The organism is Acidobacteriota bacterium (genome assembly GCA_022340665.1).
In the GTDB taxonomy this organism is placed as follows: domain Bacteria; phylum Acidobacteriota; class Thermoanaerobaculia; order Thermoanaerobaculales; family Sulfomarinibacteraceae; genus Sulfomarinibacter.
On sequence record JAJDNM010000027.1, the window covers coordinates 1 to 24,099 of the forward strand.

General features: G+C 62.8%; 17 protein-coding genes and 1 pseudogene. 4 read left to right on the forward strand and 14 right to left on the reverse strand.

Annotation, left to right across the window (positions count from 1 at the left end; genetic code table 11):
• Positions 1-711, reverse strand: a 711-nt coding sequence (locus LJE93_03670; GenBank protein MCG6948000.1) for an alpha/beta hydrolase, incomplete at its 3' end; no start/stop codon positions are given.
• A gap of 168 nt (positions 712-879) precedes the next feature.
• On the opposite strand from LJE93_03670, the gene LJE93_03675 reads away from it, so the two are divergent.
• Positions 880-3,282: a heavy metal translocating P-type ATPase gene (locus LJE93_03675; protein ID MCG6948001.1), complete on the forward strand. Its 2,403-nt coding sequence runs from the start codon at positions 880-882 to the stop codon at positions 3,280-3,282.
• Between the two features lie 127 nt (positions 3,283-3,409).
• On the forward strand, positions 3,410-3,595 hold the full coding sequence (gene ccoS / locus LJE93_03680; GenBank protein MCG6948002.1) for a cbb3-type cytochrome oxidase assembly protein CcoS: 186 nt from the start codon (positions 3,410-3,412) through the stop codon (positions 3,593-3,595).
• 430 nt (positions 3,596-4,025) lie between these two features.
• On the opposite strand, the gene queA is transcribed toward ccoS, so the two are convergent.
• Positions 4,026-5,054 carry a tRNA preQ1(34) S-adenosylmethionine ribosyltransferase-isomerase QueA gene (gene queA / locus LJE93_03685; protein ID MCG6948003.1) on the reverse strand — a complete coding sequence of 343 codons (1,029 nt, stop codon included), beginning with the start codon at positions 5,052-5,054 and terminating at the stop codon, positions 4,026-4,028.
• A 219-nt stretch (positions 5,055-5,273) separates the two neighbouring features.
• Here queA and LJE93_03690 point away from each other — a divergent pair, with 219 nt between their 5' ends.
• A complete protein-coding gene (locus tag LJE93_03690) occupies positions 5,274-5,663 on the forward strand; it encodes a YraN family protein (GenBank protein MCG6948004.1) in 390 nt (129 codons plus the stop codon).
• Positions 5,664-5,744: 81 nt separating this feature from the next.
• Here LJE93_03690 and LJE93_03695 read toward each other — a convergent pair whose 3' ends face one another.
• From LJE93_03695 to LJE93_03715, 5 genes and pseudogenes are all read right to left on the reverse strand, one after another.
• Entirely contained in the window at positions 5,745-8,954 is a 3,210-nt protein-coding gene (locus LJE93_03695; protein ID MCG6948005.1) for an efflux RND transporter permease subunit, read from the reverse strand.
• The gene (locus LJE93_03700) at positions 8,951-10,117 is read right to left on the reverse strand and encodes an efflux RND transporter periplasmic adaptor subunit (protein ID MCG6948006.1); all 1,167 of its coding nucleotides are present in this window, start codon (positions 10,115-10,117) and stop codon (positions 8,951-8,953) included. The genes LJE93_03695 and LJE93_03700 overlap by 4 nt, the downstream gene beginning before the upstream one ends.
• The gene (locus LJE93_03705) at positions 10,117-11,637 is read right to left on the reverse strand and encodes a TolC family protein (protein MCG6948007.1); all 1,521 of its coding nucleotides are present in this window, start codon (positions 11,635-11,637) and stop codon (positions 10,117-10,119) included. Before LJE93_03705 ends, LJE93_03700 begins: the two co-directional genes overlap by 1 nt.
• Positions 11,634-12,131 (reverse strand): DUF1956 domain-containing protein, encoded by a 498-nt coding sequence (locus LJE93_03710; protein MCG6948008.1) that lies wholly within the window; start codon positions 12,129-12,131, stop codon positions 11,634-11,636. The genes LJE93_03705 and LJE93_03710 overlap by 4 nt, the downstream gene beginning before the upstream one ends.
• 21 nt (positions 12,132-12,152) lie before the next feature.
• Positions 12,153-12,341 (reverse strand): annotated as a pseudogene (locus LJE93_03715) (TetR family transcriptional regulator).
• Positions 12,342-12,505: 164 nt separating this feature from the next.
• Here LJE93_03715 and LJE93_03720 point away from each other — a divergent pair.
• Positions 12,506-13,675 carry an MFS transporter gene (locus LJE93_03720; GenBank protein MCG6948009.1) on the forward strand — a complete coding sequence of 390 codons (1,170 nt, stop codon included), beginning with the start codon at positions 12,506-12,508 and terminating at the stop codon, positions 13,673-13,675.
• On the opposite strand, the gene LJE93_03725 is transcribed toward LJE93_03720, so the two are convergent.
• The 7 genes from LJE93_03725 to LJE93_03755 form a co-directional block, all read right to left on the reverse strand.
• Complete coding sequence (locus tag LJE93_03725) at positions 13,641-14,471, reverse strand: ABC transporter substrate-binding protein (GenBank protein MCG6948010.1); 831 nt, start codon at positions 14,469-14,471, stop codon at positions 13,641-13,643. The genes LJE93_03720 and LJE93_03725 overlap by 35 nt on opposite strands.
• Positions 14,472-14,656: 185 nt before the next feature.
• Entirely contained in the window at positions 14,657-16,357 is a 1,701-nt protein-coding gene (pgi, locus tag LJE93_03730) for a glucose-6-phosphate isomerase (protein ID MCG6948011.1), read from the reverse strand.
• A gap of 167 nt (positions 16,358-16,524) precedes the next feature.
• On the reverse strand, positions 16,525-17,892 hold the full coding sequence (locus tag LJE93_03735) for a hypothetical protein (GenBank protein ID MCG6948012.1): 1,368 nt from the start codon (positions 17,890-17,892) through the stop codon (positions 16,525-16,527).
• A gap of 204 nt (positions 17,893-18,096) precedes the next feature.
• Positions 18,097-18,567, reverse strand: coding sequence for a cytochrome c family protein (locus LJE93_03740; protein MCG6948013.1), 471 nt, complete (start codon positions 18,565-18,567; stop codon positions 18,097-18,099).
• A 217-nt stretch (positions 18,568-18,784) separates the two neighbouring features.
• Positions 18,785-21,421, reverse strand: a complete 2,637-nt coding sequence (locus LJE93_03745) for a protein kinase (GenBank protein ID MCG6948014.1) — start codon at positions 21,419-21,421, stop codon at positions 18,785-18,787.
• A gap of 24 nt (positions 21,422-21,445) precedes the next feature.
• The gene (locus LJE93_03750; protein ID MCG6948015.1) at positions 21,446-23,482 is read right to left on the reverse strand and encodes a SpoIIE family protein phosphatase; all 2,037 of its coding nucleotides are present in this window, start codon (positions 23,480-23,482) and stop codon (positions 21,446-21,448) included.
• The gene (locus LJE93_03755) at positions 23,434-24,060 is read right to left on the reverse strand and encodes a thymidine kinase (protein MCG6948016.1); all 627 of its coding nucleotides are present in this window, start codon (positions 24,058-24,060) and stop codon (positions 23,434-23,436) included. The genes LJE93_03750 and LJE93_03755 overlap by 49 nt, the downstream gene beginning before the upstream one ends.
• Positions 24,061-24,099 lie beyond the last annotated feature (39 nt).

Below are 24,099 nucleotides of genomic sequence, written 5' to 3' on the forward strand. Positions count from 1 at the left end.
AACCCCGAGCGGCAGCATTCGAATGGGCGAGCCCGCCGCGTAGTGGTCCGGCACCTCGTCCGGAGATCCGCCCAGAAGCTGATCGATGACATCCCCCCCGCACACCTCATTGTCCATGTCCCGAAACGGTGCCAGCTGTCCTGGTCCGGCCAAGCTCACCGCAGCCACGATCGGCAGGGACGTTTCCGAGTACAACACGCTCTCTTCCTCGATCCTCGGTCGAGCGGCTGCCCAGAGAGCGAGGTGTCCACCGGCCGAGTGGCCTACCGCGACCACACGATTCAGATCGAGTCGATACTCGGACTCCATAGCCCGCAGAAAGTCGATGGCTTTGGCAACATCGAGAAGGGTATTCGGCCAACCACCTCCGGGGCTGTCGACGCGTCGATACTCTATGTTCCACGTCGCGATGCCCGCCTGCGCGAAGGCTTTCGCAAACCGACCCAGGTACTCCAGATCTGCGAACGACAGCCAGCATCCGCCATGGATAACGACGAGCACCGGGAACGGGCCTTCGCCGTCCGGCAGAAACAGGTGGCCGAATTGGTTTGCGTCCGTCCCATAGTTCAGCACCACGTTAGGCACCACCGGATCCGCTCCCAATACATCCCGAGATGTCAGATACTGCGCCATCGACCGCGCCGACCACAGGCACAGACAAGCACACGCAATCACGGTTGCCGTTCGAGTTCCCGGAACCCTAAATCGCATCCCGACCCCCTTCAATCGCCCAACAGATTTCAGGTCGAGCAACAACCTTTTTCAACGAGAGATCCCGCCCATCTTACACGGCTCGAGAAGGCAAGCGGCGAACACCATGCCTCATTCCGAACTCCGAATTTCGAATTCGTTCTTTTCTCCCATGAGAAAATCTCCACAATGACTATCGACTGCAACCATTGCGGCCTGCCTGTGCCGACGGGTCTGGTGGAGGACGGGGCCGAGCTCCAGTTCTGCTGCAACGGATGCCGGGTGGCTTACGAGGTGATCCATCAGCACGGGCTCGACGGCTACTACGACATCAAGGCCCGTATCGACGGGCCCGATCTGGCCGCGCAGCGCTCCGGCAAGAGCTTCGCGGAGTTCGACGATCCCGCATTCTGGGACCTCTACTGCCGCGACCGGTCCGACGGTGTCGCGACTGTCGAGCTCTACCTCGAGGGCGTGCACTGCGCCGCTTGTGTGTGGCTGGTGGAGAAGCTAACGGTTGTGGTCGACGGGGTAGCCGAGGTGCGACTCGACCTCGGCCGCTCGCTCGCCACTGTCACCTGGAACCCCGAAACCACGCAGCTGTCGGAGATCGCTCGGTTCCTCGATTCCATCGGCTACGCGCCACATCCCTTTCGCGGGGTCGAGGCGCGGGACATGGCGCGGCGTGAAGAGCGCTCCTTGTTGATCCGGATAGCAGTCTCCGGTGCCATCGCCGGCAACGTGATGCTCATCGCCTTCGCTCTCTACGGCGGCCATTTCCACGGCATCACCGACGAGTTCAGGAACCTCTTCCGGTGGGTCAGCATGGCCCTCGCGGTGCCGTCCGTCTTCTGGTGCGCCAACGTCTTCTACCGCGGGGCCTGGGGGGCGCTCAAGACTCGCAGCCTGCACATGGACCTGCCAATCGCGATCGGCATCCTGGCCGGTTTCACCCAGGGTGCCATCAACACTGTCCGCGGCACCGGCGAAATTTACTTTGACTCGGTGACGGCGCTGATCTTCTTCCTCCTGGTTGGCCGGTTCCTGCAACGTCGTCAGCAACTCAAAGCGGCAAGCTCCACCGAGCTGCTCTTCACCCTCGCCCCATCCACCGCGCGCCTGGTGGAAGCCGAGGGTGTTCGCGAGGTACCGATCGAAGCTCTCGGACCCGGGGCCATAGTCGAGGTCCGGGCCGGGGACTCGATCCCGGCGGATGGTGTCGTGTCCGACGGCTCCTCGACCCTCGACCGATCGCTGCTCACCGGTGAGTCACTGCCCGAACCGGTTACCGCCGGAGACCCCGTCCACGCCGGCACCGTCAATTTGGGAAGTCGAGTCCTTGTGGAGGTCCGCGCGACCGGCGAGGACACGCGCGTCGGCCGATTGATGCGGCTGGTCGAGGAGGGAGCCCTTCGGCGCGCCCCGGTGGTACAGCTCGCCGACCGGATCTCGGGTTGGTTCGTAGCCCTCGTGCTGGCGTTGGCGGCAATCACCGTCGCCGTCTGGCTGCCGCTCGAGCCCGAGCACGCGGTCGAGCACGCAGTCGCGTTGCTCATAGTCAGCTGCCCCTGCGCCCTCGGGCTCGCCACGCCGTTGGCGGTCAGCGCCGCGATCGGCCGTGCCGCCCGCAAGCAAATCCTGATCAAGGGTGGCGATGCGCTCGAGAACCTGGCCCGGCCTGGGCGAATGATCCTCGACAAGACCGGCACGCTGACAGAAGGGAAACTGGGGATCCTAGCCTGGTGGGGCGATGTAAGCGTGAAACGGATGGTGGCGGCGATCGAGCGTCACTCCGCCCACCCGGCAGCTCGCGCCCTGGGATCGGACGATCTCATTGAGGGGCTGCCGGAGGTGACGGAGGTGCGAGAGATCACCGGCGCCGGCATCAGCGGGATGTGCAATGACCAGGAAGTCATGATTGCCTCGACGGGCCACGTCTCCAGCGAGCTTGGCGGCCTGCCGGAAGAAGCCTCGGAGGCCGCGGATGCCTTCGCCCGCAAAGGCCTGAGTCCGGTGGCAATAGCGGTCGACCACCAGGTCGTGGCGATAGTGGGGATCGGCGATCCCCTTCGCCACGACAGCGCGGATGCCGTGAGCGCAATTGTCGACGATGGATGGACTGTTGAAATTCTCTCCGGGGACCACCCGCTGGTCGTTCAATCGATCGCCGAACAAATCGGCCTTCCGGCGGCATCGGCTCACGGCGGAGTGACCCCAGAGCAAAAGCTCGAGGCGGTGCGGGAGGGAGCAGCAGGCGCAACGACGGCAATGGTCGGCGACGGCGTGAACGACGCCGCGGCGCTGGCCGCGGCCACGGTTGGCATAGGCGTCCACGGGGGCGCAGAGGCTGCGTTGGCCGCCTCCGACGTCTATCTCGCACGTCCCGGCCTCGCGCCGGTTGTGGAGCTTCTCGACGGCGCGGAGCGCACGCTCGGCGTGATCCGCCGCAATCTCGTCTTTTCACTCGCCTACAACCTTGTCGCGGTGAGCTTCGCCATCACCGGCCACATGAGTCCGCTCCTCGCCGCAATTCTGATGCCGTTGAGCAGTATGACGGTTGTGTTGAGTTCGTATCGAGCACGGACGTTTTGAAGTTTTGAGTTCTTAGTGTTGAGTTTTGAGTTCCCACCCGGCCTCCCAGTTCTCGGGCGGGCGGGGGATAACTCAACACTCAAGATTCAAAACTCAACACTGAGGAAACGGGCGGTAGAATAGCGTCGTGTCCGCTGTCTACATCGCCCTGCCATTCGCCCTGCTGCTGGCATTGCTCTTCCTCGCAATGTTCATCTGGTCGGTGAGATCCGGGCAGATGGACGACCTGGAAACCCCGGCCCACCGCATCCTCGGAGAAGACGAGGAGCGAAGGACGCCCACCCCGTCGGACGACGACCCACTAGATCGGTGACCAACTCGACTGCCGCTGGGGCGGGGCTCGTAACCGTCGGCCCCCCTCCGGAATAGGAATCCACAGGAGATCCAGTGATGTGGTGTTTCACTCTTGAAATGGCTTCCCGGAGAGCCGACCGCAGCCGCCCTCCAGCGGTCACGGGACGAGACACCCATCCCCCAAGAGATCTCCACCCCAACGTCATCCACCTGATCTGCTGACAACCCCACCCAACCCGCACACCGTTGCGGCGTCCGGGCGCCGCGATGGTCCATCCCCGACCACCCAACCGATGCTCGATGCTCGATGCTCGATGCTCGATTTAACGAATCGATAAATCGCGTTGCTGAATTGTCAAGGGGCTTACCATGGCAAAGCCCGAGGGGCGAAGCCGGGTGGGCGGATCGATTATCCAGTATCCAGCATCTAGCATCGGGTGGGCGGGCGGTCAGACGATCAGCATCGCATCGCCGTAGGAGAAGAAGCGGTATCGTCGGCCAATCGCCTTGGCGTAGGTGTCGAGAATCTTCTCCCTTCCGGCGAGGGCGCTGATCATCATCAAAAGGGTCGAACGAGGCAGGTGGAAATTGGTCAGCATGGCACCCACGCCCCGGAACGCATATCCGGGCGTTATGAAGAGCCGGGTCAATCCGTCGCCGGTCCGGGCGCGGCCCTTCCCTGCGGCCAGGGCACCCTCGAGGGCGCGCACCGAGGTGGTGCCAACGCAGACGATCCGGCGTCCCGCCTCGAGGGCGGTGTTGACCGCCACCGCCGTAGGTTCCGACAGCCAGTACCACTCCTCGTGCATCTCGTGATCAGAGATGTTCTCGACCGATACCGGCCGGAAGGTGCCGAGCCCAACGTGCAGGGTCAGCGATGCGATTTCGATGCCGCGGTCCCGGATATCCTGCAGGTGGCCCTCGGTGAAGTGGAGCCCGGCGGTCGGCGCCGCGGCCGCACCCGGAGCGGCGGCATAGACCGTCTGATAATTCCGCCGGTCCTCCTCGATGCCCCCCTCGGGCCGTCCGATGTAGGGAGGCAACGGCATTTCGCCAATGCGGTCCAGCCGCTCGAGACCGAGCGACGGGTCGAACCGCACGCGCCAACGTCCCTGGCCACGCCGCCCCTCCGGAATCGCCACGCCTCCATCGGAGAGCACGATGCGTTCGCCGATCCTGGCGCGAGCCGACGGGCGCAGCAGTGCTTCCCAGGCGTCACCGTCCAGCGCTCTCAGTAGTAGCAGCTCGAACTTCCGGCCGGTGGGGCGGTGGGCCCAGAGGCGCGCCGGAATCACGCGCGTATCGTTGAGCAGCAGCAGGTCATCGGGCCGAAGGTATTCGACGAAATTGCCGATGTGGCGGTGCTCGAGTTCGCCGCTCGCACGGTCGAGCACCAGCAGCCGCGACGTGCCGCGCGGCACCGGCGACTGCGCAATCAGCTCCTGCGGCAGCTCGTAATCGAAGTCGTCGGTTCGCACGGGCGCATTCTACCGTTCGCCCGTCGATCCTCGATGCTCGATCCTCGATGCGCATCGTTGTTTTCGACTCGTGGATCGGTAATTGAGTACCTTCCGGCACGTGACAGATGCCAACCCAATCTTTCCCTAACCGGTCGGATAACCCGACCCCAATTCCTGTACTACCTGTGAACATCGGATCGAGGCGCATGGCGCCGGTTCGACGTTAGAATCACTGAAATGAAACGACCGAAAGAACACCGCCTGGGTCGTCGCGCCGAATGGGCGGCGATGGTGCTTCTGCTGGCCAAGGGTTACCGCCCAAAACACCGCAACTGGCGCGGTGCCGGAGGTGAGATCGACCTGGTGATGAAGCGTAACGGCACCACGGTCTTCGTCGAGGTCAAGGCCAGGTCGGGCCGGGAGTTCGGCGGCGCTGGCGAGGCGCTGAACACCAAGAAGCAACAGATTCTCACCCGCGCCGCCTCGGCCTACCTCGGTACGTTCGGACTCTGGGAGGAGCCGTGCCGCTACGATCTGGTGACTATCGAACGCGTGGGGGGCCTCTTCCCCTGGCGCATCCGCCACTTCCGCGACGTCTTCCAGCCGAATCTCGGACGGCAATTCTGAATTCTCAATTTTGAATGTTGAATTCCCACCCACCCGTTCTCTGGTCGTGCGGGTGGGAAATTCGAAATTCGAAATCCCAAATCAGCTCTCTACTGCCTTCACCTGCCGACTCACTCTCATCTCTTCGGTTGCGGTTCCAAAGGCCATCTTGAGGTCCTCGAGGATGCGATAGAGCGTCGGTACGAGAAGCAGTGTGATGGCAGTCGCGAAGACGATGCCGTATCCCAGACTCACCGCCATGGGAATCAGAAACCGAGCCTGCATGCTGGTCTCGAAGATCATCGGTGACAGACCGAGAAAGGTCGTGGCAGTGGTCAACAGGATGGGTCGGAATCGCCGTTCGCCCGCCTCCCTGATGGACTCGTCCACCGACACACCTTCACGGCGCAGGCGATTGATCAGGTCGACCAAAATAAGCGAGTCGTTGACCACGACGCCGGTCAACGCAACCATTCCGAACATCGACAGCATGGTCAGGTTGAGACCCATCGCGATGTGGCCGAAGACGGCACCCACGAGGCCAAATGGAATCGCCGACATGATAATCAGGGGCTGGGTGTAGGACCTGAACGGAATCGCCAGGAGCGCGAAGATGGCAATCTGAGCCACCAGGAAGTTGACCTTCAAGCTGTCCAGCGATTCCTTCTGTTCGCGCTGCTCACCTTCAAAGTCGTACGTCAGGCCGGGAAACTCGAGCGCGAGATTCGGCAGCACCTCTTTTCGCAGATCGGCGTTGATTTCATTGGCGTTCGCCACGGATGCGTCGACATCGCCCGTCACAGTCACCACGCGACGGCGATCCGTTCGGTTGATTACGGCGTATCCCCGTCCCTCCTCGACCGACGCGACAATCGTGAACGGAACCTCGCTACCGTCCGGCAGGCGCACCCGCATGTTCTCGATGTCGCCCAAAGACCGCCGCTCATCTTCCGGGTACCGAACCATGACCCGGATGTCGTCTCGACCGCGTTGGATCCTCTGGACCTCCCGACCGTAGAAACCTGCACGCACCTGGCGACCCAGATCGGCCAGGGTCAAACCGGCGGCACGACCCTCTGGCGTCAGCGAGAGCTCGAGCTCCTGCTTGCCCGGAAGGAATGAGTCCGCGATGTCCTTGGTTCCCGGGTACTCGGCTATGATCCCCTTGAGCCGATCGACCACGTGAAGCAGGGTGTCGAAGTCCCTGTGAGCGAGCTGCACGCTGATCGCGTCCCCGGGTGAAAAGAGGCTCGACTTGTATATGAGCGACACCGCACCCGGAACCTCGCCGACGATCTCGCGCCATCGGTTCAGGAGCTCTGAGGAACTGACCGATCGGTGCTCTGAACCCAGAAGTTCAACGCTGACCTCGCCGAGGTGAGCGGAGTTCTGTGCCACGTTCTGTGACGCCATCGGACCGTGCGCCCCGGCGGTCGGATGTTGTCCCACGGTCGCCGAGATATGGGTGACGATCGAAGGGGCCCCTTCGGACTTGCCCTCGTCGTACTCCCGGGCGAGCTGTACCGCGCCCTCGGTAATCCTGTCCAGCACCGCCTGCGTCTGCTCGACCGGCGTCCCCTGCGGCATGGTCAACATCGCCGCCATGCTGTCGGCATCCACGTTGGGCATCATGCTGAACTTGAGGTATCCGCCGACTACCACCGCCACACTCACGATGAGGAAAACGAGAGCCATGGAAACCGTCAGATACCGCCACTCGAGGGCCAGGTCGAGGCTCTTCCGATAGGGACCACTGATGATCCACTGGAGACCTCTATGGACCGTCTTCTGGACACGCTCGATCGGGCCGAGGATCGGCCTCAGGATCCGGTTGAAGAGATGACCGTCACCCGACAGGTGGGCCGGCAGGATGAGGAGCGCCTCGACCAGCGACATCAGGAGCACCGAGATGACGACGATCGGGATCTGTTTCATGATCTGGCCCATGCGACCCGACACGAAGAGCAGCGGAGCGAAAGCGGCAACCGTCGTGATGACGGCGAAGGTCACTGGCATCGCCATCTCGCGCACGCCGCGGATGGCCGCGTCGAGGGGTTTGATGCCTTTTTCCAGATAGTTGTAAACGTTTTCGCCGACAACGATTGCGTCGTCGACCACGATGCCGAGGACGACGATAAACGCGAACAGCGAGACCATGTTGAGGGTGACATCGAAATGTGGGACCAGCCAGAATCCCCCGAGGAACGAGATTGGAATTCCCATGGTGGTCCAGAATGCCAGCCTGAGATTCAGAAACAGGGCCAGACAGGCAAAGACGAGGATCAGACCAAGGCGGGCGTTTCGCAGCAGCAGGCCGATCCGCTGCCTGAGAATGATCGAATCATCGTCCCAGGTATCGACTGAGACCCCCGCCGGAAGGGTCGGCTCGAGGTCCTCGATGAAATCCTTGGTCACTTCGGCCACCTCGAGCGCACCTTCGCTGCCGACTCTGTAGACCTGTATCAGGGCCGCTCTCTTGCCGTTGAAGCTGGTAGCCGTGTCGGTGTCCTCGAACCCGTCGACCACGGTCGCGACATCTGACAGGTAGACCCGTGTCCCATCTGACCGGGTCACCACGACGATGTCCTCGAATTCGGTGCCGTGATACATCTGGCCCTTGGTCCGGAGCAGGATCTCGCCGCCACGAGTCTTGACCGCTCCACCGGGTAGATCGAGGGACGACATCCCCACTACGTTGGCCACCTGCTCGAAGCTGAGGCCATATCGCCTCAGATCTTCCTCCGAGACCTCGATCGAGATTTCGTAGTTGCGGACACCCGCAATTTCCACCTGAGACACGCCTTCCCGGGCCGTGAGCTCATCTCGAACCGTTTCCGCCAGTGCCTTCAGCGTCTTCTCGGAGGCGTCTCCGTGGAGCACGACCGTGATCACCCGTCGCCGGGTGTCACCCTCGGCAACCACTGGCTTCTCGGTCTCGATCGGGAAGGTCTCGATCCGGTCGACCGCAGCCTTGATATCGTCGAGGACCTTTGTGTCGTCCGCGTCCTCTTCAAGCTCGGCGGTGACCACTCCCATGTTCTCTTGCGCCACGGACCGAATTCGCTTGATACCCTCGATCGAGGCGATTGCCTCCTCGACCCGCACACACACACCCTCCTCCGCCTCGGCCGGTGACGCTCCACGATAGGGCACCCGGATTGTCACGGTGTCGGTGTCGATTTCGGGGAAAACCTCGACCACGACTCGAGCCAGGGCCAGCGCACCCGAAACCAGAATGAAGATCATCAACATGTTCGCCGCGACGTGGTTGGCGGCAAACCAGGCCAGCGGTCCCTTGCGGCTGTCTTTCATGCCGGTCCTCCCGCCGGGCCGTCGCTCGCCCGCCGCACCTTCATCCCGTCCGTCACCGCGTCGAGCGCAGTCACAACTACCAGATCACCGTCTTCGAGACCCGCCGAAACGAGGCTCCGCTCGCGATCCGCACGCAGCACTTCCACATTACGAATCTCGAGAGTACCGTTCTCAAAGACCCACACCCGATTGTCCTCTCGAACTGCATAGCGGGGCAGGGACACGACATTGGCAAGCGTGCGGCCGAAAATCCGTACGTCGGCGAAGGTGCCGGGCAGCAGCGGAGGGTGATCTACGTTGGCTTCGTACGGATCTGCGACCTCGACCACTACGTGAACCATCCTCGAGATCTGGTCGACCTGGGCTTCCATCCGCGTCACCGTGCCATCCCACACGACCTCGTGGCCTCCGAGCTCCGCGCTGACCTCCGCTCTCGGACCCGAACTCCGGTTCCCGGAAGGCACGTCGAACCACGCGAGCTCTCGGCTTTCGAGCGGAACTCGCACCTCGACGGTGTCGGTGCCGTAGACGGTGGCGAGACGGCTGCCGACGCCCACGAACTGGCCGACATCGACGTTTTCAGACACGACCACCCCGTCAAACGGAAGGGACAGCCGGGTTCGCTCCAGATTGAGCTCTGCGACGGCGAGATCCGCGACGGCCGCCGCGTACTCCGCCTCGGCCTGCCGAATCTGCGGTTCGCGAATCACGAGGCCGGTCGGCTCCTCACCTGGATGGAGTCCGTCCCACTCTTCCCTGGCCACCTCCGCCTCCGCCTTCTCGCGGTCGAAATTGACCTTTGCTCGAGCCACAGCCGCTTCCGCGCGCTCCATTGCCAGCTCGTAATCGCGCGGATCGATGGTCACAAGTACCTCTCCTTTCTTGAAGAAGCCACCCGCGACCACCGATGGGTGAACCCGGATCACCTGGCCCGGTACCTGGGGCACCAGGTCGACTGTTACCCGAGGTGCGACCTCACCGTGGCCGGTGACGATGATCGGAGCATCAGCGACTTTCACTTCGATGACCTCGACCAGAGGCCCGAGGGCCGGCCGTTCCACTCTGGGGGGCGCCTTCCGGGCGGAGGCAATCAGCGCTGCGGCGGCGACGCCCACGACGAGAACGATGACCGGGATGACGAGCTTGAGAGTTTTCGAAGACATCAGAGCACCTCTCTTGAATTCGGAATGAGGAATTCGGAGTTAGGAATTGTGGATTCGGCCTGTTTCCCACGTTCCTCGGAATCACCAACTTCGGCAGATGGAGTGTCTGTGGACCAGTCGCCACCGAGGGAGAGGAAGAGATCGATACGCGAGCTCCATACGTCTGCGGTCGCCGCGAGGTTTGCCTGCTCGGCGAGCCGCAGCCGCCGTTCGGTCTCGAGCACGGTCAGCAGGCCCCCCACACCACGCTGATACCGCTCCTTGGCCAGGCGGTCGGCCGCTCGGGCCTCTTCGACCCGCTGGTCCGAGAACTCCCGGTTGCGTTGCGAGGCCTCGCTGAGCACCAAGGCCTCCTCCACGTCGCGCAGAGCGTTGAGGACCGCCCCGGCATACAACGCGGTTGCCTGCTCGGCCCGCGCCCGGGCTGCGTCGACATCCGCCCGCCGCTGACCTCCGGAGAAGATCGGCCCGACGAGACTGGCGATCGCGTTGTAGACGATCCCGTCCACCGACGTCAGATCGGCTAGGGTGTCCGAACGGCCGCCCGCCGACCCGGTCAGGCTGAGGTCCGGATACAGGGTTGCGATCGCCGCACCGACGCCGTAGGTAGCAGCAGCAAGCTGCATCTCCGCCTGACGGAGGTCCGGCCGGCGATCGAGCAGCTGGGCCGGAAGACCGACCGGCACCGGATCGAGCGACGGCAGGCGCGGCAGGGTGTCGGGAAGATCTCCCCCACTTCCGGGGCGCCGGCCTACCAGCACGTCGAGGGCAAGCTTGGCCTGCTCGAGCTGGGCAGCGATCACCGCCTCGGAGGCCCGGGCCGAGGCAAGGTTTTCACGCGCCAGGTGGACCTCGACCGCGTCGGCAATACCCGCTCTGTAACGCCGCTCCACCGTGCTCAGGGTCGATTGCCAGCTTTCGGTAATATCGCGATTGATATCCAGTGCCCACCCTGCGGTCGCGACCAGGACACGGGCGCGCACCACCGCGCCCACTACCGAGTGGATCACCGCCTCGCGAGACGCTTCCTCGGCGAGCAGGCTCGCCCAGGATGCCTGCCGCGTCCGCTTGAGACGTCCGAAGAAATCGGCCTGCCAGGAGACGTTGAGATCGTACGAATAGGTCGTCGAGAAGATTTCTCTTCGCCCCGTGCCCGGCAGGACAAAGGACATCTTCTGGCGGGTCCCACCCGCGCCGTATCCAACCTGCGGCCACATCGCGCCCCCGGCCCTGCGCAGGCCGGCTTCGGCCTCGAGTACCCGCGCCGCCGCGGCCCGCAGATCGGGGTTGTTGGCGAGGGCCAGTTCGACCAACACGGTGGTTGTCTCGTCACCGAACTCTTGCCACCAGGGCGTTACTTCCGGCAGCGGCTTCGCATCGGCCCCCGACGCGTGAACAAAGCCGTCGGAAACGTCCGCAGCCGTCGCAGGGCGTTCGGGATCGGGACCGAGCGTGCATCCCACCGCAAGCAACAGGGCGATTCCCACTCCCGCGAGCCGAATCAATGGCTGATTTTTCATGAGACTACCTCTCGTCCTGGCTCACGATCTTCCCGGATCATCTCCGCGTCGGCGCAGGCGCGGATGCCTCCGGCCGAGAACCGAACGAAATGGCTCACATGATCCGCGAGGCGTTCCGGTACCAGATTGGATCTTTCGTGAACCGTGAACAGGTGATAGGTCTTGAGCACGTGCAGGAGCTGGCCGACCTGTGACATGGTGCACATCCGGGCGGTCTCCGGATCGAGAGGCGGCCCGCACTTGGCCAGGGCAGCGGTGGCGCGCTCCATTAGCGGTCGGATGAACTCGTTCAGGAAAACGCCTTGTGGAAGCCGCGGAGTGATCATCTCTCGCGACACCAAATCGAGAAAGAGGCGGCCGTGGCTATCGTCGACCAGAGGCTCGAGGAATCCGTTTGCGAAAGACTGCAAGTACTCCTCGAGAGCCGGCGCCGGGTTCCTCGCCAGCAACTCGTCGAGGGTCTCGATTCGCCGATCGCGAAGGGCGGTGACCATGGACCGGAAGGTCTCGAGATAAAGGTTTTCCTTGCCGCCGAAGTGGTAATTGACCGAGGCCACGTTGCAGCCCGCTTCGGTCGTGATGTCGCGCACCGAAGTCGCTTCGAAACCCTTCTCGGCAAAGAACTTCTGTGCTGCACGGAGGATTCGCTCGCGGGTATCCTCAGACTCCTGAGTTCGACAGACATGGGTGGACGATGCTTCCATGACAACTCCCAACAAATGTTTCAAACAATGATTCTAAACAAATGTTTTAAACTGTCAAGAAAGGCTCGGCTCGACGGTCGATCGGCTGGACGGCTCATCGGCCCGCCGTGTTGCCGTCTTGCCGTCCTGCCATCTTGCCGATTGTCGGCGTTATCATGCCCTCCATGCAATACGACCTCACCTCCCGCCGTTGGCTGATACTCGCGTCCACGGTCGTCAGCTTCTTCGCTGTCGGCGTGACCTTTTTCGCGGTGCCTCCGTTGATCCCGGAGCTGGTCACGCGTTTCGGCCTCAGCCATCTCGAAATCGGAGTGCTGATGGGATCGATCGCCATCCCGGCGATATTCCTGTCGATTCCACTCGGTGCGGCTGTCGATCGTTGGCCGGCGCGAGCGGCGGGAAACGCCTCACTGTCCCTGATGCTCATCGGCTCACTCCTCTTCGCCGTGGCACCGAATTACATGACCCTCCTGATCGGTCGCCTGCTCTTCGGGCTCGGCGCTCTCGTCGTCAATCTCCTGCTCGCCCGCCTCGTCACCGCGGCCTTCGCCGGTCGGGAGCTTTCCCTGGCAATGGGCGTCTTCAATGCCGTGTATCCGGCGAGCATGGTGGTCATGTTCACCCTTCACCCGCGCCTCCTTGGAAGTCTCGGGTGGCGGGGTGAGCTCATGGCGCTGGCCATCATCGTCGTCATCGCCATTCCTCTGCACAATTTTGCGGTCCCGAAAAACCTGCGCGGCGAAGCAGCTACCGAGACCGACTCGCGCGAGCCTTGGATCACAGCGCCGCTGCTGGCGTTGGCCGTTTCCTGGATGCTCTTTTTCGCGGCCTACGCCTCGGTCTTCACCTTTGCTCCGGAGTGGGCTGGTGGCGGCTCCTCATCGCTCCTCATCGGCAGCCTGATTGCCTGGGTCGCCCTCATCCTCGCCCCAGTAGTGGGGACATTGATCGACCGTACCGGACGCACCGCCAGGTGGGTGCTCGGCGGTCAGCTCCTTCTGGCCGCAGTGTTGGCGACAATGGCCGGATCGGTGATCCATCCTGCTCTGGCAATGATTCTCGTTGGCCTCACGTTTGCGACGGTTTCGACTGCGACCTACTCGATGCCGGCTATTCTCGCACCCCCCGCCAGGATCGGATTTGCATTCGGTTTCATCACTGCCTTCTCCAACCTCGGAACACTGCTCGGGCCGGCGGCCGCCGGAGCAATCCGCGATCAAACCGAGGGCTGGAGCCTTGCGTGGGCGGTCCTCGCCGCCGCGGCAGCCGTCGGCGCTATGGCGACGCTGAAGTTGCCGGTCAAAGGAAATCGAGCTGCGGGACCTTCGGAATGAGACGTTCCTCGAACGCGCGCTCGAGGAACGAACTGACGGCCCTGCGCCCTCTCTCTCCGTAGTCCACGGTGAGCTCGTTGACGTACATCCCTACGAATCGGTCCGCCTTGTCGCGGTCAAGGCCACGACCGTAGTCGAGGGCATAATCGAGCGCCTCCTCACGATGTTCGAGGGCGTACTCGATGGATGATTTGAGGAGCACCGCGACCCGCTTGCACATCTCTCCGCCGAGATCGCGTCGGATAAGGTTTCCACCCAGCGGGAGCGGAAGCCCGTCGGTCTCCCCCGCCCACCACACTCCGAGATCCACGATCCGGTGAAATCCCTCGTCCTTCCACGTCAGCTGGCCCTCGTGGATGACTACGCCGGCATCCACTTCGCCGGATCTCACGGCCGGCATGATCTCGTCGAACGAAAGGGGCACCGTTTGCAGCCGCGGGTTCCACATCTTGAGGGCGAGTGCCGCCGACGTCAGACGGCCGGGAATGGCAACCGTCATCTCGGCGAGATCGTCCGACGATACCACCTCTCTCGATACCAGCACCGGCCCGTAACCGTCGCCCATCGACGCACCCGACGCGAGCAACGCATATCGATCATCGAGGTGGGCGTAGGCGTGGATCGACACAGCTGTCACCTCGTAGGTCCCGTCGAAGGCCTCGCGGTTGAGGGTCTCGATATCGGAGAGCACGTGCTCGAAGCGCAGGTCACCGGTGTCGATCAAATCCTTGGCCAACCCGTAGAACATGAATGCATCGTCAGAGTCCGGCGAGTGCGCAACACGAATCAGGGTCATCGATCCTCCAGGTCCCTGAACGGGAGGCGGCATTCTAACCCGGACGCTAGAATCACCACAGAGTCACGGAGAGCACAGAACCCGCCCGCCCAACCTCGCATTTCGGATTTCGGACTTGCCGCCCACCCACCTAACATCACCAAAACGTCAAGAAAACCAGCAGGCCCTCTCTGTGTTTCTGTGGTTCAAAAGTCTTTTTGACGCGCGACGAAACGTTCGATCAGCGCGCGAGTCGAGCTGTCGTGATGCGAGAGATCGACTTCACGGCCCGCCTCAAGGCTGCCGGTCTCGCCGAGGACGGTCCCCGCGAGGATTTTCCCCAGCTCGACGCCCCACTGGTCGAAGCTGTTGATCCGCCACACGACACCTTGCACGAATATCTGGTGCTCATACATCGCCAGTAGCATCCCCAACGACCTCGGCGTCACACCGTCGAGGAGAAATGTGTTGCTCGGGCGGTTGCCCTCGAAGACCTTGTGCGGCACAAGCGCCTCGATCTCTCCGTCCTCCATTTGCCGCAAGCGGAGTTCTTCCTCCACCTCGTCCGCGGGCCTTCCCCGCATCAGCGCCTCAGACTGGGCGAAGCAGTTGGCGATCAGCTTCTGGTGGTGGTCTCCAACCGGGTTGTGGGAGTTGATCACGCCGATGAAGTCACACGGCACCAACTCGGTGCCCTGGTGAATGAGCTGATAGAAGGCGTGCTGGCCATTGGTGCCCGGTTCACCCCACACGATCGGCCCCGTACGGTAACCGACCCGGTGTCCTTCGCGGTTGATCGACTTGCCGTTCGATTCCATATCGCCCTGCTGCAGGTAGGCCGGAAATCGACGAAGGTACTGGTCGTAGGGCAGCACCGCCCTGGTCGATGCGCCAAAGAAGTTACGATACCAGATGCCGAGCATCGCCATCAGGACGGGGATGTTCTTTTCGAGCGGCGCTTCGGCGAAATGCCGGTCAACCTCGTGGGCTCCCTCGAGAAATTCCTCGAACCGCTCGAATCCGATGGCCAAAGCTATGGTCAGCCCAATCGCGGACCAGCTCGAATATCGCCCGCCAACCCAGTTCCAGAACTCGAAGATGCAGTCAGGATCAATGCCGAACGCCTCGACCGCTTGGTGGTTGGTCGACAACGCCACGAAGTGTCGCGCTACAGCCGCTTCGTCTCCCAAAGCATCGACTAACCATCTACGAGCCGTGTGCGCGTTTGTCATCGTCTCCTGGGTGGTGAAGGTCTTAGACGCGATGACAAAGAGCGTTTCGGCGGGGTCGAGATCGCGGGTGTTCTCCGCGAAATCCGTCGCGTCGACATTCGAAACAAAGCGGACCTTCGGTCCGTCGCAGTACGGGGTCAGCGCTTCACAGATCATCGCCGGGCCGAGGTCCGAGCCACCAATGCCGATGTTGACGACAGTGGCAATCGGCCTCCCCGAAAAACCGAGCCACTGACCTGTTCGAACCGCTTCGGTAAATCCCCTCATCTTCCGGAGTACCGCTTCGACGCCCGGCATCACGTCTTCATCATCGACCTCGATCGGTGTCGCTGCACGGTTGCGCAACGCCACGTGCAGTACCGAGCGGTTTTCGGTCCAGTTGAGCTTTTCACCGGCGAACATCGCCCGGGCCGCCTCTTGCACACCGCTCGCCCTCGCCAGGTCGATCAACAGCTCGATGGTGGTCTCGTTGACCCGGTTCTTCGAGTAGTCGAAGAGTATGCCCGCAAGCTCGAGAGAGAACTGACTGAATCGGTTTGGGTCTGCCGCGAAGAGGTCGCGCATGTGGAGGCCGCGGATTTCACGGTGGTGCGCCTTCAGGGCTTTCCACGGCGCGGTCTCGGTGAGCGGTCTACCCTCACGCACCGCACGGTCTATCTCTGAGTCGAAAAGCATCGCCGAGCCTCCTCGAGTTCTGACGAGGATAGCGCAGAAAGGCTTTTCGGCTCGTCGGCCGTGCGGCTCATCGGCAAGTCGGGGGGCCCAGAGGACAGCTCGTCGAGCCGAGGGTGGGAGGGCGGGGGAAGCCGTTGGACCGTGCCGGCCGGGCGGGTTAGGCGGATTCAGCTACTCGCCCACTCAAGCGCGCGTGCGGGGTCCTCTTCGAGGAGCTCGAGCACCTCGTCAGAGGGCATGCGGCCGCGGGCGGTGTAGTGCTCGAGATAGGCTTCGACGGACTCGATATCCTCTTCGGCGACGTAGCCGTCGGGAAGCGATCTCGCGCCTTCGAGTCCGATCCTCCACAGCTTACACGCCAGATCTCGCAGTTCAGGGTCACGGACGCCATCGATCGCCGCCCTCCGCCACATGTCTGGGAGGCGGGATCGTTGAACACCCAGAAGGTCGAGCGCTCGGTGGCGTGCGTTGTCGTCGTATAGCAATGCGGCGGTCAGGGTCACCGGCACCACACGCCAACGATCGGGGAGCGCTTCTCCGGCCCTGAGCTCGAGAAAGCCGCGGGGACGTACCTCGAAAAACAACGTCGTCAGGTGGTAGTCGAGATCGTCGGCTGTCGGCCAACCCCAACGTGGGTGACCCTCGCGAATCCACTTTTCGAAGTTGCAACCGCTGCAACCGGGCTCGAAGTGATCGCCGTCAACCCGGAAGATCATTACGTCGGCCTCGAGTGCCGCACGGCCCCATTCTCCGCGCGGATCGTTGTCAGGTTCCTCCACCAGGAGGCGTGGGAATCCACTCCTCGTCGGGTCGAGCTCCTGCCAGGCGCGTGCACGACTGCAGACCGCGCCCGGCCCCGGGCTGGAGGCGAAAGTCGCGGTCATCAGTGGACTCAAAAGATTGGAGATCAACCAGCGTTCCTGCCAAACGCATTCCGGACCGAGATCGAGATTGATCTGCAGGCTCGCTGTGTGTCGCATCATGACCGAGCCCCACTGGCCCCGCTGCCGGTAATACGCCGCCTGGGCCGTATATCTCCCGGCCCGGAGCTGTTGCGGCACAGTGTCCACATCGTGCCAGACGTCAATGCCGATCGCAGCGAGCACTGTGCTGTGGCGGCCGAACGCTCCCCGAAGCCGACCGAGAATATCGCCGACATCGGTGCAGGCGGTGGCGACCGAGGGATAGACGGCGGTCGAGTGCTCCACCTGCGCTCCAGGTTCGAAGGTCAGCCGCCCTCCACCATCGACGGGGTACTCGACCGCCGCCGGAGGACTCGATCGACGTGCGCCGATGCGGTCATCGGACACGGCAAGCTCATCCACCACCTCCAGCACGCCACAACCCTCCGGCTGGGTCAGCAGGAGCCGCCCTTGGGGTCGTCCCTTCTCGTCGCGAATGATAGGGAAGAACTCGGGCTCGAGTCCGATGCCACCGACAGAGGCTCCTGGCACCGGCTCCGGGAACGCTTGCATACCCGCTCGGTGGAGAGCTTCATCCATCGAGATGGCGGCACCTTTGTCCTGAGTCGGCATGAACCTCCTCTCGCGTCACGGAACGATACACCCGCATGCATAGGATGCCAACTGACCGATCCTCCGCTCGATGCTCGATGCTTGCGGCTTGAGGCCTGGGGCTTGGGCCGGACGAAAGCATCGAACCTCAGACCCCGGTCCCAAGCCAAAAAAAAGCGCGGCCGAAGCCGCGCAGATCTGGATGTGGATAAGAGCCTTTTCTGGCTATTCCCCCGGGGGATTCTTGAACTCGTGGATCGCTTCTTTGTTGCTGAGCTGGTCGCCGATCACCATCGCAGTCGCGTGATCGTCACCGGTGTGACAGCCATCACAGGTCGCCTGGGTCGGGATGACCAACCCGTTCGCCTTCGCGGCCTCGAGGTCCTTCATGATGCTCATCTTCTTGTAGTCGTTGCCGGGCCCGTGACAGGCTTCACACTGAACGCCAGGAAAGTCCTCGCTCGAGTTGGTGGCGTGGCATCCCAGGCAATCCGCCGAGAAGGTCCGATCACCGGTCGAGGCCTTCGCGTTTTCAGTCGCCTTCGCGTGCTTGGTGTTCTCCCACGAAGCGTACTGCACCTTATGGCACATCTTGCACTTGGTGGCACCCGCGTACTCGTGGTCCTGCGCCTGGGCGCTGAGGGACACTGCCACGACTGCGATCATCAAAGCGATCCAAAGAGATGTCTTTCTCATCATTCTCCTCCACTTCTCGCGCACGACCCTGCCGGGCGCGCAGCGTGGGCCGAATCTACCACTGTCTCACCGTCTGTTCAACAATGACTCCGCTGTGACATTTCATTTGCCCGCAGGTCATGCTCGGAAAACCGGCAAGCCGAACGATCAAACATATGCGCTTACAACATCCTAAATCATTAAAAAATTATGCACTTGGATCCGCAGGCTACTATCTTCACCAACGGTCCGGGTCGACGCCGTTGAAGACCAGCAGACTGCTGGAGGTCGTGCGCCGATTCATCACCAATTCACCCGTCCGGGGGCTCACCGTGAGCGGCAGGTGCTCGAGATGCGACGCTGCCGGGGCGCCGAAATCGAGAACCGAGCGGCGGGACCAGGACCAGATTCCAGGCGTCGCCTGCCACAGCTCGATCCGGTCGCCCGCGCGCCGGAGCTGCAACAAACGACTCCCATCGCGGCTCCAAACCATCCGGGTCGGATGCTCGCCGACCATCCTGGGTGTGCCCCCTTCAGCGGGCACGACCCACGCGCCCTGGTTCGGATCGGAGTCTTGGGTCCATACGGAGTATGCGATCCAACGCCCGTCGGGACTCCACTGCGGATAGTCCCCGCCCATCGGCGTGAGTTCCCTCGGTTCACCGCCCGCAGCGGAGACGACCCATACCTTGATCGGCGAACCGGCGGCAAACGTCACATAGCGACCGTCGGGCGACCAGCTCGGGAACTCGGACCCTTCAACTGTTGCAGCGAGGGTCACGGGTTCACCTCCATTGCGGGAAACAACCCTCAAGGCGGTGGGGCCCTGTTCATCCTGCGCCAGATACGCAATCCTCGTACCGTCGGGAGAGATCGAAGGGCACGAGGCATCTTCAGACGGATCAGTGATTGAAATTTCCCGACCAGAGGGCTCGCGCAGAAACAGCGTCGCGCTGCCGACAACGTTGCGCCGGTAGGCCACGGACCCGTTCTCATCCTCGCTCCCCCATCCGCTGTCAGGCACGCCGCAAAGCAGACAGCTCCAACCATCCCCATCCAGGTCCACAGCCACGAGATCGTTGATCGTGTTCCGGTTCACAACTGCCAGCCGATCACCGCTCGGCGAAAAGGACGGGTACCACAGCCTCTCCAATCTCGGGATCACCGGGGCGCCTCCGTTTTCATCGACCCGAACGATCTGACCACCCACCGACGCCACAACGGACCGTCCCGAAGCCGCCCAATCGACGCCATAAATCCGTTCGCCCGGAGGCAGCCAGGACGTGACCGGTCCGGAAAGCTCGCGTGCCACGAAGAGACTGTCTGGGTTGGCTGAAGGCCCCGCGAGCAGGGCGAAACCGCCACCGGGCCGTACCAGCGCCCGATACCACGAAAGACCACCTTCGGAATCCCGCACCCGGACGGCCTCCTGCCGGCTCACGGAAAAGCGATAAAGACTGAAACCCCCCTTACCGTCCTCCCTCGAAAAGAGGAATACGTCGTTATTCTCCCAGCTGCCGCCGCCGGAGTTGATCACCTCGGTGATCGGCTGCCCGCCGACTACCGGAAAGACCCTGAGTATTGGACTGCCCGCCACCACCGCCTCGAGCAGCAGCGCCTTTCCGTCAGGCGAGTACTGCGGCATGCTCAGGGCCTCGCCAGGAGCGCCCTCGACGATCAACCGGGTCTGGCCGCGGGCAACATCGACGCCGATCACCTCGCCCGATCCGGCGTGGTTCTTGGCGACGGCGATCTCGGTCCCAACCGGGTTCCAGCCGGGAAAACCGAGATTGCCCACCGAATCCAACAGCGACCGCGCCTGCCACTTCCCCGGATCCGGGCGCAAGGGCTCCGTGTCGAAGCGGCCAAAAAACCACCCCAGCAGGATGCCGGCCACGATCGCGGCTACGGTAATGATCGCTCCGTGAACCGCGAGACGACGACGACGCGCGGACACTGCCTCGAGCCTGCCAGAGCTGATCGCCAGGGTCGGCGCTTCCGCGAGGCTGGTTTCATCGGTGCCCTGGAATATCGTGAGGTCACGCGCCAAATCTGCGTTCGAGCGATATCGACGGTTCGGTTCACGCTCGAGGCAGCGCTCGACAACCGCTACCAATTCCTGAGGCGTCTGCGGCGCAACCTCGTTGAGCGGGCGATACTCCGATCGCACGACCGCCTGCAAAACCTGGAGTGGTGTCTCACCATCGAATGCCCGCACGCCGGAGAGAGCCTCGTAAAGGACAGTGCCACAGGAGAAGATGTCTGATGCGGGCGAAACGCCCTTTCCGAGGGCCTGTTCTGGCGCCATGTAAGGACACGAGCCCAATACCATGCCCGGCGAGGTCAGGGTTTCGATCGGCGTCTCCCCCTCTCGCTCGGTGAGGCGAGCAAGGCCAAAATCCAACACTGTCACATGGCCGCCGTCACCGACCATGATGTTCGAGGGCTTGAGATCGCGATGGATGACGCCGACCTCGTGCGCAGCGGCAAGTGCAAGGCTCGCCTGCTCCATGATCCGCGCGGCCTTTCTCGGAGGGAGCGGGCCTTCGGCAATCAGCTCGTTGAGCGATTGCCCGCGGATCAACGCCATCACGAGATACGGGAGCTCTTCCCCCACCCCCGGATCGAATGTGCCGACGTCGAAAATGCTGACCACGTTCGGGTGCTGCAACCGCGCCATGGCCCGCGCTTCGCGCTCGAACCGCGCTTCGGCAGAACTCTCGGAGACCAGAACTCGCGGCAGGAGCTTGAGAGCGACCTCGCGATCGAGACGCTCGTCCCACGCCGCCCACACCGAACCCATCCCCCCACGTGCGAGCTGGCGGCGAAGGCGAAAGCGCCACACATTCATCCCGGGCTTGAGATCGGCGATCATGTCAGCACCATCGTACGAAGCTTATCAGTTGCGTTCGACGATCAAAATCGTCAGGTCGTCTGCGAGGGGGACTTCGTCAATGTGTGCACCCAGGGAATCGAGGATCTCCGCGGTGAGACCTTCCCCAGATCGATCCTCCACGCCTGCGACCGTCCGATCGAGACGATCATATCCGTACGGTTCGCCGGCAGGAGACAGCGCTTCCACCAGCCCGTCGGAGTAGAGCACGAGGCGGTGACCGGTCGGGAAAGGACGATCCATCGATGCCGGCCGGCAGAGGCGGCTCCCGATCGGTGGCGAGCAGGCGGCCAGCTCATCCGGCGGACCCTTGGGTCCAACGAGCAGTGCCGGGCAATGGCCGGCGTTGGCCAGGGTCAGCCAATCCTCTTCGAGATCCATTTCGACCACAGAAAGAGTGATCATGGTTCGATGGTGGCCATCGGCCATGAGGAGGTGGTTGACCTTTTCGATCAGCTCCGACCCGCCGTAGCCCTCGTGTACCAGCGCGGCCACTGTCGATTTCAGGCTCGCCATCAGCAGACCGGTCGATAGTCCGTGGCCGGCCACATCGCCAATCGCCACCACCAGCCGATCTGTCGACAGCGGAAACACGTCGAAGTAGTCACCACCGACTTCGGCCGCCGGCCTGAAGGTGGCGTGCACCGTCACCGGGCCCATCTCGAGATGGCTGGACGGCAGCAGGCTCTCCTGAATTTCCCGTGCCAGTTCGAGCTCGCGCGCGAGGCGCTCCTTTTCCGCAACGTCTGCCAGCATGGATTGGACCGAATCAGTCATGAGATTGAAGGACTCGGCGAGGTCGCCGAGCTGGTCCTTGCGCTTCACAGGCACCCGGTGATCGAGGTTCCCCCGCTCGATCTGTCGTGCACCCTGGGTGAGTCGCGAGGTCGATCGCGCGATCGAGAGTACGACCATCGCAGCGGCTGCCAGCGCCAGTCCATACCCGACGAGAAACAGGATGCCGAGACCGGCGAGCGCTTTCTTCAACTCTGTCCTGAGCTCGTACCGAAACAGGGTGAAATCGCGCCACACGTTCTGCGGTGAGGTCCTCACCAGGGCTATTTCTGTTGCATCCGATTCGACCGCGCCCGACCCCAGATCAACCACGTCCGCCGCCGACCGGAACCAGATTATGAGTGGCCTCGAGAGCAGTCCCTCGCCCCCTTCGGCCCAATCCGCCCAGAGTCCTCCGTCGTCGATGGAGACACCGTCATCCGAAATGCGGACTTCCCCCCGTCCGGAGCCACCGTCGTCGGTCTTCGCAGCATCCGCATCAACGTTTTCCGGGCTTTCGCCACGCTCGTCGTGGAGGTCGAGAAATGCAACATCGAACCACCAATGCGAGCTGAATGCTTCCTCGTTGTCCTGGTCAAATGGAATCAGGGCAACCACCCGATTGCCTGAGGGCTGGCGCTTCGCAGCACTTGAGTACGTCATTTCGTCCCGATGAGCGATCTGCAGGGAGATACCTTGCGGCAGCCAGTCGAAATCCAAACCGTCGGTTTCGTCGGAGGATGCTGTCGTTTCACCGTCGATCCACGCCCACCAAATGACCCTCGAAAGCGGGCTCGGAGGATCGGCCGCCATCTTCTCGAGGAGGGAAAACGCCGCGTCGGTCCCGGACGCGCTGGCGATTTCCAACACCGCCTCGCAGTCGCCTGACAACGTCGCCTCGAGCTTCTCAAGCTCTGTACCGAACCGCACCGAGGTGTATTGGCCCATCAGGACGTAGAGGCCGATGCCCGCAAATGCAGTGGCGAACAGCAGCGGCAGCACTCCGATCAGAAGGTAGGTGATGAAAAGGCGCGTCCCGACGCGATACGTCATCCATCGCCAGGCCCACCTCAGGGCTAACAGACCGCTGATGATTGCCCAAAGAATTGAGAGCGCAGAAAAGACTTCGGACACGTCGGATCCGGGCCTCACAGCACCAGCGATCACTGCTATGACAATGGCAATCGCACCGCCAATCCACCACCAGCGGCCGGGCATGTTCAGTCCTCTGACTCGCTGGCCGAGACGTTCGCCGGTGGGATGAGCCACGGCTCGATCGCCGGCGGCGCACCTTCCGGTTCGTGGCACCGACGGCACCGTGCCTCGTAAGCGCCGGACGCGCCGACCACCACCAGTTCGTCAGACTCGACGAGCCTTTGGGTGTATGCCGCCGGGGCACCGCAGCTGGTGCAGATTGCGTGGATCTTGTGGACCTCTTCTGCCACAGCGAGAAGCACCGGCATCGGGCCGAAGGGGACGCCGCGGTAGTCCATGTCGAGGCCGGCGGCGATCACCCGTTTCCCGAGGTTTGCCAGGTGCCCGCAGATCTTTGGCAACGAATCATCGAAGAACTGCGCCTCATCGATGCCAACTACCTCGGTTCGGGGATCCAGCCGCGGCATGATTTCATCAGCACGATCAACCAATTCGCAGGGCACCCGCATCTGCGAATGCGAGACCACATCGCCTTCCGAGTACCGGTTGTCGAGCTTGGGTTTGAAGACCTGGACTCTCTGACGGGCGATCATCGCCCGTTTGAGAAGTCGTATCAGCTCCTCGGACTTACCCGAGAACATCGGACCCGCGATGACCTCGATCCACCCCGTACCTGGACGCGATGGGTTCATGAACACGCTCCCTTCGAGGCAAACAGGGTAGCAGGATCC